The sequence below is a fragment of the Flavobacterium sp. genome (assembly GCF_031381455.1).
Classification (GTDB): Bacteria; Bacteroidota; Bacteroidia; order Flavobacteriales; family Flavobacteriaceae; genus Flavobacterium.
In genome coordinates, this window is sequence record NZ_JANMXZ010000039.1 from 1 (window position 1) to 13,658 (window position 13,658).

At 34.6% G+C, this 13,658-nt stretch carries 10 protein-coding genes and 1 pseudogene; all 11 read left to right on the forward strand.

Annotated elements, in window-relative coordinates; genetic code table 11:
- Positions 1-254 precede the first annotated feature (254 nt).
- Positions 255-2,201: pseudogene (gene thrS / locus RMN97_RS09615) on the forward strand (threonine--tRNA ligase).
- 76 nt (positions 2,202-2,277) lie between these two features.
- Positions 2,278-2,778: a translation initiation factor IF-3 gene (gene infC, locus RMN97_RS09620; protein ID WP_309614311.1), complete on the forward strand. Its 501-nt coding sequence runs from the start codon at positions 2,278-2,280 to the stop codon at positions 2,776-2,778.
- A 105-nt stretch (positions 2,779-2,883) separates the two neighbouring features.
- Complete coding sequence (gene rpmI / locus RMN97_RS09625; protein ID WP_011921545.1) at positions 2,884-3,081, forward strand: 50S ribosomal protein L35; 198 nt, start codon at positions 2,884-2,886, stop codon at positions 3,079-3,081.
- A gap of 165 nt (positions 3,082-3,246) precedes the next feature.
- Positions 3,247-3,591, forward strand: a complete 345-nt coding sequence (gene rplT, locus RMN97_RS09630; RefSeq protein WP_126745177.1) for a 50S ribosomal protein L20 — start codon at positions 3,247-3,249, stop codon at positions 3,589-3,591.
- A 181-nt stretch (positions 3,592-3,772) separates the two neighbouring features.
- On the forward strand, positions 3,773-5,200 hold the full coding sequence (locus RMN97_RS09635; RefSeq protein WP_309614304.1) for a T9SS type A sorting domain-containing protein: 1,428 nt from the start codon (positions 3,773-3,775) through the stop codon (positions 5,198-5,200).
- Positions 5,201-5,467: 267 nt separating this feature from the next.
- Positions 5,468-8,386: an insulinase family protein gene (locus tag RMN97_RS09640; protein ID WP_309614305.1), complete on the forward strand. Its 2,919-nt coding sequence runs from the start codon at positions 5,468-5,470 to the stop codon at positions 8,384-8,386.
- A gap of 218 nt (positions 8,387-8,604) precedes the next feature.
- The gene (locus RMN97_RS09645; protein WP_309614306.1) at positions 8,605-9,348 is read left to right on the forward strand and encodes a response regulator; all 744 of its coding nucleotides are present in this window, start codon (positions 8,605-8,607) and stop codon (positions 9,346-9,348) included.
- Positions 9,349-9,359: 11 nt separating this feature from the next.
- Positions 9,360-11,318, forward strand: a complete 1,959-nt coding sequence (locus RMN97_RS09650; RefSeq protein WP_309614307.1) for a histidine kinase dimerization/phosphoacceptor domain -containing protein — start codon at positions 9,360-9,362, stop codon at positions 11,316-11,318.
- Positions 11,319-11,621: 303 nt separating this feature from the next.
- Positions 11,622-12,365, forward strand: coding sequence for a hypothetical protein (locus RMN97_RS09655; protein ID WP_309614308.1), 744 nt, complete (start codon positions 11,622-11,624; stop codon positions 12,363-12,365).
- Positions 12,366-12,444: 79 nt separating this feature from the next.
- Complete coding sequence (locus RMN97_RS09660) at positions 12,445-12,966, forward strand: nuclear transport factor 2 family protein (RefSeq protein WP_309614309.1); 522 nt, start codon at positions 12,445-12,447, stop codon at positions 12,964-12,966.
- A 59-nt stretch (positions 12,967-13,025) separates the two neighbouring features.
- Positions 13,026-13,658 (forward strand): NAD-dependent epimerase/dehydratase family protein (locus RMN97_RS09665; RefSeq protein WP_309614310.1); only part of this gene is annotated, 633 nt, incomplete at its 3' end.

Genomic DNA, 13,658 nt, shown 5'->3' on the forward strand with positions numbered 1-13,658 from the left:
GGGTTTTACAACACCATTTAAACAAGGCTAACCGTATTGGATACCTACGGCAGCCCTGAAGAAAACAAAAAGTCATCTCTAGCCCCGATAGAAGCAAGCTACCTCGTAGCGCGGATAGCGGGAATAAACGTCCTGAGGACAAGTAAATGTTGTGCTCCTGAAAATACTTTAATATATTAGCTGCTATATATTGTATGTGTTTTGTGAATCTCCTATATTTGCATCCCGAAGATTCGGGACATAAAATTTTAGGAATGATAAAGATTACGCTACCTGACGGTTCGGTTAAGGAGTTTGCGAAAGGAACAACTCCGATGGATGTTGCAAAAAGCATCAGTGAAGGATTAGCCCGAAATGTAATTTCGGCAGCTTTTAATGGTACAACTGTTGAAACGGAAACTGAATTAACAACCGATGGTTCACTTATATTATACACGTGGAATGACAAGGAAGGCAAAAAAGCTTTTTGGCATTCGACTTCGCACGTTATGGCGCAGGTTTTGGAGGAGCAATTTCCCGGAATTAAGTTGACGCTTGGACCGGCGATTGATAATGGTTTTTATTATGATGTGGATTTTGGTGATCAAAAAATTACAGACGCTGATTTTAAGAAAGTTGAAGATAGGGTTTTAGAAGTTTCGAGAGAGAAGCATGAATTTAAAATGCGTCCAGTTTCTAAGGCTGAAGCTTTGGAAGTTTATAAAAATAACGAGTACAAAACAGAATTGATTTCGAATTTGGAAGACGGCACGATTACGTTTTGTGACCATGCTAACTTTTTTGATTTGTGTCGTGGTGGACATATTCCGAATACGGGAATCATAAAAGCAATGAAAATCATGAGCGTTGCCGGTGCTTATTGGCGTGGTGATGAAAAGAACAAGCAGTTGACACGCGTTTATGGAGTTTCATTTCCGAAACAAAAGGACTTAACTGAATACTTAGAATTACTGGAGGAAGCGAAACGTCGTGATCATAGAAAATAAGGAAAGGAATTAGACTTATTTACGTTTTCACAAAAGGTAGGTCAAGGTTTGCCATTATGGTTACCAAAAGGAGCCGCTTTACGCGATAGATTAGAGCAGTTTTTGAAAAAAGCTCAGAAAAAAGCAGGTTACGAACAAGTTGTGACTCCACATATTGGACAGAAAGAATTGTATGTAACATCAGGACATTATGCGAAATACGGTGCTGATAGTTTTCAGCCTATTACTACTCCCGCTGAAGGTGAAGAGTTTTTACTGAAACCTATGAACTGTCCTCATCACTGTGAAATTTATAATAATAAACCTTGGTCGTATAAGGATTTACCGAAGCGTTATGCTGAATTTGGAACCGTTTACCGTTACGAACAAAGTGGTGAATTGCATGGTTTGACTCGTGTTAGAGGATTTACTCAGGATGATGCGCATATTTTTTGTACGCCAGACCAATTGGATTCTGAGTTTAAGAAAGTAATCGACTTGGTACTTTATGTATTTGGCTCATTAGGCTTTGAAAATTTTACAGCCCAAGTTTCTTTGAGAGACAAAGAAAATAGAGATAAATATATCGGAAGCGATGAAAACTGGGAAAAAGCCGAAAGCGCAATTATTAGCGCCGCTAGCGATAAAGGTTTGAATTATTTAATTGAATATGGTGAAGCTGCTTTCTATGGTCCAAAACTGGATTTCATGGTTAAAGATGCTTTAGGAAGACAATGGCAATTGGGAACCATTCAGGTGGATTACAATTTACCGGAGCGTTTTGAATTGACATACAAAGGAGCAGATGACAAATTACACAGACCTGTAATGATTCATAGAGCGCCATTTGGTTCGATGGAACGTTTTATTGCAATTTTACTAGAACATACGGCAGGAAATTTCCCGCTTTGGTTGATGCCTGAACAGGCAATAATCCTTTCTTTAAGCGAGAAATATGAAAATTATGCGAAAAAAGTTTTAGAATTGCTAGAAAATCACGAAATTCGCGCCCTAATTGACAACCGCAACGAGACGATTGGGAGGAAAATTAGAGAGGCTGAAGTTCAAAAAATGCCTTTCATGCTGATAGTTGGCGAGGAAGAAGAGAAAAACGGAACGATTTCTGTTCGTCGTCATGGGCAAGAAGGAAAAGGAAATATTTCGGTTACTATTGAAGAATTTGCAGCAATTGTGAATGAAGAAATAGGAAAAACATTAAAAACATTTGAAGTTTAATTAAAAAAATAAAGTCATAGCAATAAGAAATAACAGAGGGTATAGTCCTCGAGTAGAAAAAGTAGCAGCCCACAGAATAAATGAATTAATTCGTGGCGTTTCAGAAGTTCGTCTAGTAGGAGAAAACATTGAGCCAGGAGTATTTAAATTCTCAGATGCGTTGCGTTTGGCTGAAGAGCAAGAAGTAGATTTGGTAGAAATTTCTCCAAATGCCGTTCCTCCGGTTTGTAAATTAATGGATTATGGAAAATTCATTTACGAACAAAAAAAGAGAGACAAACAGCTTAAAGCAAAGTCTACACAAATTGTTGTAAAAGAAATACGTTTTGGTCCTCAGACTGATGAGCACGATTACGAATTTAAAAGAAAAAATGCTGAGAAGTTTTTAAAGGAAGGTTCAAAATTGAAAGCATTTGTTTTCTTCAAAGGACGTTCGATTATATATAAAGAGCAAGGCCAGATTCTATTATTGCGTTTGGCACAAGATTTAGAAGAATACGGAAAAGTGGAAGCTATGCCGGTTTTAGAAGGAAAGAGAATGATTATGTTCATTGCTCCTAAGAAAAAAAGTAAATAAGCAGTCGCAGTTTTCAGTCGCAGACGGCAGACAAAAGAATAATGAGATTGCTTCGCAAGCTCGCAAAGACAAGTAAGTAAGTTAAATTAAATAAACTAGGAAAAAATGCCTAAAATGAAAACAAAATCCAGTGCTAAGAAGCGATTCAAAGTAACTGGCTCTGGAAAAATCAAGAGAAAACACGCTTTTAAAAGTCACATTTTGACTAAAAAATCTAAAAAGCGTAAGTTAGCTTTAACCCACTCTGCTTTGGTTCACAAAACAGATGAGAAAAGCATCAAACAACAATTAAGAATTATATAATTAGTAATTAGTCGTTAGTAATTAGTTTCACACTATTCACTAATCACTCTTTACTAATCACTAAAAAATTCTTTAGGTTAAAAATTATTTAAATAACCTTGGAGTATGGCCACAAAGTTACCTTGATTAAATTCGGTACGCCTGCTACAAAAAAACAGAAAAATTATGCCAAGATCAGTAAATTCAGTTGCTAAAAGAGCAAGAAGAAAAAAGATAATGAAGCAAGCCAAAGGTTTCTTTGGTCGTCGTAAAAACGTTTGGACGGTTGCTAAAAATGCGGTTGAGAAAGCAATGTGCTACGCTTACCGTGACAGAAAAGTGAACAAAAGAAATTTCCGTGCTTTATGGATTCAACGTATCAACGCCGGAGCCCGTTTAGAAGGAATGTCTTATTCACAGTTTATGGGTAAAGTAAAAGCTAACGGAATCGAATTGAACCGTAAAGTTCTTGCCGATTTAGCAATGAATCACCCAGAAGCTTTCAAAGCAGTACTTAAAAAAGTAAAATAAACGTTTGTACAACTTATTTAACTTACTTACAAATAGAAATCCCAATCGAAAGGTTGGGATTTTTTTGTTTAACAAAATTCATTTATATTAAAAAAAATACTAACTTACAATCCTCTTTATTCACTGATTATCAATAATAAAGAAATTAAAATACAAATATTCATCCTTAAACAAAACTACTATGAAAAAATTACTACTTATTCTAAGTTTTATCTTAGCATCTTCATCGTTGATTTATTCACAAGTAGGATCGGCTTGTTGGCGGGAAATCTCTGCTGGTCAAAATTTTACACTTGGGATTAAAGCCGATGGTACGCTTTGGGGTTGGGGACAAAACTCAAACTTATTAGGTCTAGGTTTAGGAAATTTAGCCAATCAAAATCTTCCAATTCAAATTGGTACTGACACAGACTGGCTAACAGTTTCTGCGGGCACAGTGCATTCTTTGGCAGTAAAAACTACTGGAACATTATGGGCATGGGGAAATGGTCAATTTGGTCAACTGGGAAATGGTGTTTTCAATTCGGCTACACCAAATGTTACTCAAGTAGGAACTGCTACTGATTGGATTCGGGTTTCTGCTGGAAATAGGTTTAGTCTGGCGCTTAAAACAAATGGAACTCTTTGGTCTTGGGGTTGGAATTTTACTGGTCAATTAGGTAATGGTCTTAATACTCCCGATTTAAATCTCCCTGCACAAGTTGGAAGTGCAAACGACTGGCAAAAAATCGATGCCGGAGATCAACACTCTCTTGCTATTAAAACTACTGGAACACTTTGGGCATGGGGAAATAATACTTTTGGACAATTGGGTGATGGTACAAATACCACAAGCTTATCTCCAATCCAAATTGGGACAGCAACAAATTGGAACGTAATTTCTGCTGGGACTGATCACAGTATGGCTATTGATAGTAATAATATTTTATTTACCTGGGGAAACAATACTAACGGACAATTAGGTGATGGAACAAACACAGCATCTAATGTTCCTATCCCTATAAGCTTTGCTTCTTCTGGCGCTGTAACTTTATATATTGAAGCTTCTGCAGGGCAAACACATTCATTAGCAATAAAAAGCGACAATACATTATGGTCGTGTGGATTTAATAATCAAGGACAATTAGGATTAGGGAATTTGGTAAATACAAATGTTTTAAGCCAAGTTGGAACAGCAAATACTTGGTCGGCAATTTCTGCTGGTCATACCCATTCCCATGCGGTAGATTCTAACACAGATGTTTGGTCAACAGGAAGAGGATTGGAAGGAGAATTAGGAATTGGAAGCAATACTGCTTTCAATACACTTCAAGCGGTAACATGCCCAACAACACCTTTAACAACTAATGAAATTATACTACTAAAAGCAAGTGTCTATCCAAATCCAACGAACGGAATGGTGAACGTTAGTTATAATTTAGAAAAGACTTCTAAAATAACTTTGAGAGTAACCAATATTCAAGGGCAAACAATTCAAGAAACTACTATGGACAAATCAAGTGGTTTTCAAACGGATAGTATTGATTTAAGTTCGTTATCAAATGGAATGTATTTCATTGCCATTACCAATAAAATTGAAACCCTCACTACAAAGGTGATTAAAGAATAGAACAACAATCATAAAATTATGCTTCAAAATCCCAATCGAAAGGTTGGGATTTTTTTTGCTCCATACAGTTCGCTTCGCTAGGGTTGGCGTGCCCACAAGGGTCAGGCTTTCCGCTACAATCTTTATTAAATTGCCTTGGTTTAACCCAAGGCAATTTAATAAAGGATTTCCGCTTCAATCCTTCACGCAGACAATCCATTCATTTTAACATTTCTTTTTAAGAAGAAAACTATTTGTTTCCCTATTTTTGAGCTAAACTAAACCTTTATGAAAAAAACAATACTAGCTAGTTGTTTACTTCTTGCAGTTACAACCATTAAAGCACAAACCTTTTCAACCGAAAAAAAGCAAGACAGTCACGGCTATACCTATGAAATTGTAAAAAATGACAAAACTGGTCTTAGACTTTATACACTGAAAAATGGCCTAAAAGTATATTTAGCCCAAAACACAGACGAACCAAGAATCCAAACGTATATTCCTGTAAAAACCGGTTCCAATAATGACCCAAGTGATAATACTGGTTTAGCACACTATTTAGAACACATGGTTTTCAAAGGAACCAGCAAAATAGGAACGCAAAACTGGGAAGTTGAAAAAAAATTGATTGCTCAAATCTCGGATTTGTACGAACAACATAAAGCAGAAACTGATCCCGAAAAGAAAAAAGCGATCTACAAACAAATTGACGAAGTTTCTCAAGAAGCTTCTAAATATTCGATAGCCAATGAATATGACAAACTCATTTCATCTTTAGGCGCAAAAGGAACCAATGCCCACACCAACTTATATGAAACGGTTTATAAAAATAATATTCCTGCAAATGAATTAGAAAAATGGATGGTGGTTGAAAAAGAGCGTTTCTCTGAATTGGTTCTACGTCTTTTCCATACCGAATTGGAAGCCGTTTACGAAGAATTCAACCGTTCTCAAGACAACGATGCGCGTTTGGTTAGTTTTGAATTAATGAGTGCTTTATTTCCCGAAACACCTTACGGACAACAAACGACCATCGGTAAATCGGAACACTTGAAAAACCCTTCAATGGTAGCCATTCGAAACTATTTCAACACGTATTATGTACCTAATAATATGGCTGTGATTTTGGTAGGTGATTTAGATTTTGATAAAACTATTAAAATGGTCGATAAGTATTTTGGCTCTTTCCAATACAAAGAACTGCCAATGAAGAAATTAGTGACCGAAAAACCAATGACTTCAATAGTTTCAAGAGAAGTAAAAAGTGCTACTGCCGAAAGATTAACTATGGCTTGGAGAACTTCGGGCACCGGAACCAAAGAAGCGTTACTAGCTGATATGACTGCTGAAATACTATCTAACGCAGGAGAAGTTGGTCTTATCGACCTTAATATCAATCAAAAACAATTGACTTTGAGTGCATCTGGTTTCGCAAGTACCTTTAATGAATATGGCTATTTCGGTTTAAACTTAAATACCAAAGAAGGACAAACGCTGGAAGAAGGAAGAGATTTATTGTTAACCCAAATTGATAAAGTAAAGAAAGGCGATTTTGACGAATGGATGATTCAGGCTATTGTCAACAACAGAAAGCTTGATGTAATGAAAACCTATGAAACGGCTGATGGATTAGCAACTTCAATATACAGAAACTATACACAAAGCATCAGCTGGGAGAAGAATTTATCCGAAATCAATGAATTGTCTAAAATAACCAAAGCCGATATCATAAAATTTGCCAACGAATTTTTCAAAGAAAATTATGTAATTATCTATAAAAGAAAAGGGGTGAATGACAAATTGGTTCGTGTATCCAATCCAAAAATAACACCTGTTCAGTTAAATAGAGATTCGCAATCAGAATTTTATAAATCCTATGCAAAGCTAACTTCAACTGATTCAGCTCCGGTATTTGTTGATTTCAAATCAGCAATCCAAACTAAAAAAGTAAAAAACACTACTATTAGTTTTGTAAAAAATAACACTAACGCCATTTCAAATCTGTATTACATATTTAATATGGGTTCGGACAATAACAAAAAATTGTCGTTGGCAATGGGATTGTTAGACTATTTGGGAACTGACAAATTGAGTGCTGAAGAGATTAAAAAGGAGTTTTATAAAATTGGTGTTTCTTATACCGTTTCTGCAGGAAATGATATGAGTTACATAACCCTTACCGGATTAGAATACAATCTTCCAAAAGGAATTGTATTATTAGAAGATTTATTAAAAAACGTAAAGCCTGACCAAGATGTTTATAATACTACAGTCGAAACAATATTAAACACAAGAGCCAATGCCAAAAAACGTAAAGAGAGCATTGCGAGTGCTTTGGTAAACTATGCAAAATATGGTAAAGACTCTCGTTTTAGAGACATCCTTTCTGAAAAGGAATTAAAAGAAATGGATGTTGCTGAACTGACAAACATGTTGAAAGACCTTACTAATTATGAGCATCAGGTATTTTTCTATGGAACCAATTTTAACACAATGGTTGAAGCCTTAGATAGATACCACAACCTAAATGCTAACAAGGCTATTCCAGCACCAAAAGTATATTTAGAACCAGAAACTTCCAACAAAGTTTATTTTGCCAATTATGACATGGTTCAAACAGAAATGACCCGAATTGCTAAAGGTGCAAAATACAATGCTGCAATAACCGGAACAGTAAATGTATTCAACTCGTATTTTGGTTCGGGCTTATCTTCGATTGTATTCCAGGAAATAAGAGAGTCAAAATCTTTGGCTTATTCAGCTCGTGCCAATTATGGTTTGGCAAATGACAAAAATCTTAATGACTATATGCAAGTGGCAATTGGTACACAAGCTAATAAATTGCCACAAGCTGTTGATGCCATTAATGCTTTGTTAGCCGATATGCCAAAAATTGAAAAACAGTTTAACAATGCCAAAGAATCGAGTTTGAAACAAATCGCATCAAGCCGAATTATCAAAACCAATATTTTCTTCAACCAAATCAACCTAAAAAAACTTGGTTTCGATTATGATATTCGTAAAGACATCTTTAAAGACATACAAGGTTTAACTTTGGATAGCACTACTGATTTCTTCAATAAAGAAGTAAAAACCAAACAGTACAACACTGCCATCATTGGTAAAAAAGAAAGTCTGGATTTTGAAGCCCTAAAAAAATTGGGCGATATTGAAGAAGTATCCTTAGAAGAAATTTTTAATTACTAAGTAAGAATCCCGCATTAAACAAAAATCCCAGTCTCGTTTCTAAAATGAGATTGGGATTTTTAATTACTAGATATATCCATAGTAAAATTAAACCGATTCAGCTAGAGGAATTTCGTTTACTGATAATTAAGAAAAAATTAACACCGATTAAATTATTATAGTATATTTATAAGAATTTTAAATGTATTTATAATTATTTAACTGTATCCTCTTTTTTTATGGAAGAAAAAACAAAAATTCTTATCGTAGAAGATGAAATGATTATTGCAGCTAACATATCGTTGCAACTTACTAATTTAGGATATGAGATAACGGGAATTATTCCCAGAGCCGAAGAAGTGCTGCCCTTGATTAGAGAGTGTCAACCCGATATTGTTTTGATGGACATAAACTTAAAAGGAGATATGGATGGAATTGATTTGGCGCATTTAATTCAAAATGAATACAAACTTCCCATTATATTTTTGACAGCCAACTCAGACGAAGCCCATTTTAATAGAGCAAAAACTGCTAATCCGTATGGCTTTATTTCCAAACCTTTTAAAAAATTAGATTTACAGCGTGTCATTGAATTAACGGTGATTAGACTTCGAGAAGAAAAAGGATTAGAAAAAAATGGAACTTTAGAAAATGAAATACCATTTATATTGAGCGATTCTATTTTTGTACGTAGCCATGATAAAATGGTGAAAGTGAATATTCAAGATATTCTATACATTGAAGCTGAACGGAATTATTGTAAAATACATTGCAAAGACAAAGAGCATTTGCTGGTGGCAACTTTAAAGGATTTAGAGGAAAAGCTAGTGGTTAATAATTTGATGCGTATCCATCGTTCCTTTATCGTTAATTTATTTCACATAGATGAAATTGCCAACAGTCATGTGGTTATAGCCAAAAAAGCAATTCCGATAAGTGCCGATTTAAAGAAGCAATTACTACTACATATCCAAAAAATATAATTATTTCTGTTATGCAAAAAACCTTACTGCTTATTTTGATATTCGCTTGTAGTTTTGGTTTTAGTCAAAAAAAATCTTCTAAAGACTTTGATTTACTTTTAAAAAAGAGTGAAATCAATCAGAAAAAAGCGCTTTGGTTTCAAGATTTGCCTCAATATAATGAGGATAGCACGGATTATTATTTTGAAAAATCAAAAAAAATGCTGCAACATTATCCGGCATTCTTCGGACTCGAATTGGCAAAAATCTATTACAATCAATCCTATTTTTATTCCCTAACCAATACATTAAGTTCATCAGACTCATTGGCAAAAATAGGATGGTCTCATTTAGGAAAATGTCCAAAAAGAAACAAAAACCAGCAATTTGAATATGATTTTTTGACTCATTGGTCATTAGTTAAACGCAAAAAAGGAGAAAATAAAGAATCTTTAGAATTATTTTCAAAAGCAATCCTAATAGCCAATGATTTTAAAACCGAAGAGCAGAAAGCAAAAGTTTTTGCCGATAAAGGAAATTTTTATCAACGAACCACAATATCAAATGAGCAAAAATATGCCTTGTCGTATTTACAAAAGAGCTGTTTTTTTTATGAAAAATTAGGAGCCAAAAATCGACCTAACGAACTTAATCTTGTTTATAGTGCGCTAATAGGATACTATACCGAACGAAATGTTGATTCGCTTTTTTATTATTCAAATAAAATGCACTCGATATTAAAATACATAAAGGCACCACAAAAACACGCTTGGTATTATGCGTGTTTGGGCAGAGATTTAATTACTTATCCATTAAACGGAGCCAAAACAATTCCACCGGAACAATACAATAAAGGCAAAGCATATATCATTAAAGCATTGGACATTCTCGAAAAATATAAAATCGAAAAAAATACTATTAATCCTTATGCATACGGATTGTTGGCTGATTTGTATATGAATGAAAAAAAGTATGATTTAGCCATCATCAATTACGAAAAAAGCTATCAAGGATACAAACTTCTTAATGATGATAAAGGTGCTTCAGATATCAATATGTTTATTGCTAAAGCGTATCATAAAAAAGGCGATTTAACAACTGCTTTGCAATACTACACACAGTATTTTAATAAGACGATAAAATTTGAAAAAGAAGCCAACGAACGAGGCTTGCGCGAAAGTGAATTGCAGGTAAATTTATTGCAACAGGAAAAAGAAATTAACCAGAAAGAAAATCAATTGTATCTATTTCTTGTACTATTGGTAATAATTTTTATCATTTTAACTTTATTAATTCGGAACTTTAGATTAAAACAAAAAAGCAACAAAAAGTTAGCTGAATTAAATGATAATTTAGAAACCAAAAACCATTTGTTAGATGCTAAAAACGCTGAAAATGAGTTGTTGTTAAGAGAAATTCATCATAGAGTAAAAAATAATCTAGAAGTAGTATCCAGTTTACTCGCCTTGCAATCGGCGCAAATAGATGATGCAACCACTAAAGATGCCATGACCGAAGGACAAAATCGTGTAAACTCTATTGGCATTGTACATCAAAAACTGTATCAGGGAACCAATCTTGGAGCCGTAGAGATGAAGGATTACTTTTTAAATTTGAGCGAAAGTATTCTTGATAGTTTTGGAGCTGAACAACGTATTGATTTAAAACTCGCAATGGAAAATCTCGATTTGGATATTGATACTGCCGTACCGCTAGGATTAATCGTTAATGAACTTTTGACCAATTGCATTAAATATGCTTTTCCAAAAGGCGAAAAAGGAACCATCACCATCAAACTTCATAAACAAGACAATAATATTCTCCGACTTGAAGTAGCCGATAATGGTGTTGGGAAATCGGGCATTATACACGGAACTGGTTTTGGCGGACAACTCGTTTCACTTCTTACACAACAACTTAACGGTACCATGACCGAAGAAAATCAAAATGGAACCTCACTTATTTTTGATTTTAAAATGAAAGCAGCGTGAATCAATTAGGAATTAGGAATTACGAATTAGGAATTACTAATTAGGATTTTTCTTTTCTCTTTATTCTATTTCTTTTCTCTTCCATCTTCCATCTTCCATCTTCCGTCTCCCATCTCTCAACTTCAATCTCACCGATAAATAAAACCTACACTTCGGACATTATTTAACCCATTTCGTCCTAACTCGCTTTCTATTATTAATGATTATCAGTTATTTAGATACAGAATTAATAGTGATTCTGTCAAACCAAACCCGAGGCGCAACCGAACTGTTCGAAGCGCAGCGAGAAAAAACCAAACAATCATGAAAAACAATTTACAATTAAAGTTGAAAACAATTTTTCTTCTTTTAATGCTTGTTCCTTTTTTAGGCATAAGCCAAACCAAAAATGTGATTTCTACAAATCGCGTATTCCCAAAAGTTGACAAACAACTTGAATTTGAAAAAGCATTAGCAAGTCATGCACAAAAGTACCACACTGGCGATTTTAAATGGCGTGTCTTTGATATTGTATCTGGTCCAGATGCTGGAGGTTTCCATATTGTCGAAGGACCAAAGACTTGGGAGTCAGAAGATACACGAGGCGATATTAATGTTGCACATAACAACGATTGGCACAAAAGTGTTACCATTTATTTAACCGATAGAGGATCTAGTGGATATTCTGTTTATGTCGATTCGTTAAGTACAGTTGCCATTGGCGATTACTCAGATAAAGTACAAGTTACACATATTTATCCTAAAATGGGTTGTTCTTATAGAGTAGCTACAATGATAAAACAATTAAAACCTGCTTGGGAAGCACAAGGTATAACGGTTGCGGTCTATGAAACAAATGGTTCCGGAACTGCACAATTTGCAATTGCAAGACGATACAAACAAGGATTAAAAGAAAAAGAAGTGGGTTTTAGAAAATCATTTGTGGATGCTTTCGAAAAAATTCATGGTAAAGGTTCGTGGGGAATTTACAATGATAATGTTAAAGAGTATATCAATGAACAATGGAGTGAATTAATTTTTTACCGTGCTGACTTAAGTTCGAAATAAACAAAATAGAAACAATTAGTATAACCAAACTCTCAAGGTTTTAAAATCTTGAGAGTTTCACTTAAAAAAACCAACAAATATGAAAAAATTTATGTTACTCGGACTTGCAATAGTCCTCTCGTTAAGCGCTTGTAACCAAGAAAAACGCTATACACAACAATCACCTGAAATCGATACTTATAAAAAAGTAATGGATGATTATAAAAAAATGAATTGGGATGATATGCCCAAACATTATGCTGATACAGCCAAAATAGCAAATAATGTAGTTAAAGAAAAAGCAATAACAGTGGCGAAAGCCCTTGAAAAAAACAAAGATGATGCTAAATTATTTACTTGGGTTGTTGAAGATGTAGATTATGAAATGGTGGTGACTGACAAAGACGAAACTTGGGTGAACTATTGGGGAATTTGGAGAGGAACTTTAAAATCAAGTGGAAAAGTATATGTCATTCCCTTTCACAATACAGCTCAGTTCATAAACGGAAAAATTGTTAAAGAAGATGGTTATTGGGATAATTCTGAAATAATGACGGATATGCTCAAACAACCGAAAACAACTGCAAATGCAACCACAGCAGAAGCAACAACAGAAAAATAATTATTAATTCAAAACCTGTAAGGCATAAAGCTTTGCAGGTTTATTTTTAAAAAGTCACCATGAAAAAAGTAGGCATCATTGGTGGTGCTGGTTTCATCGGAAGCTATATCACCAAGACGTTTTTAGAAAACGATTATCAAGTAAAAGTAGCTACTACCGATATTTCCCGGGAAGACAAATACCAACATTTGATGCGCTTTAAAAACGCTGAAAATTTATACCTCAGCGAATTGGATGTTACCGATAAAGCGCAATTAGAAGATTTTGTTACCGATTGTGATTATGTCATTCATGGCGGAACCCCTTTTATATTGGACTTTCAAGATGCAGAAACGCAGTTGTTCGATCCAACGATAAAAGGAACTCAAAATTTTCTGGAAGTGGTTCATAAAACGCCTGGAATTGAAAAAGTAGTTGTAATCGCTTCTGTCGCAGGTTGGAATACGAATTTCCCAATGCCAGCACGTGGAAAAGATTTTTATGACACTTTTGACGAAACCGATGCACGATTTACCAGCACCGAAAGTCATCCGTATGCGCAAGCGAAGTTTATGGCCAATAAGGTTGTCGAACAATTCATAAAAGACAATTTTAACTTACCTTTTGAAATTACGTCTGTTTCTCCAGTAGCCGTTATGGGAAAAGCATTATCTAACAGAAAAGATTCTACTTCGAGCGGATTACAATTTTTA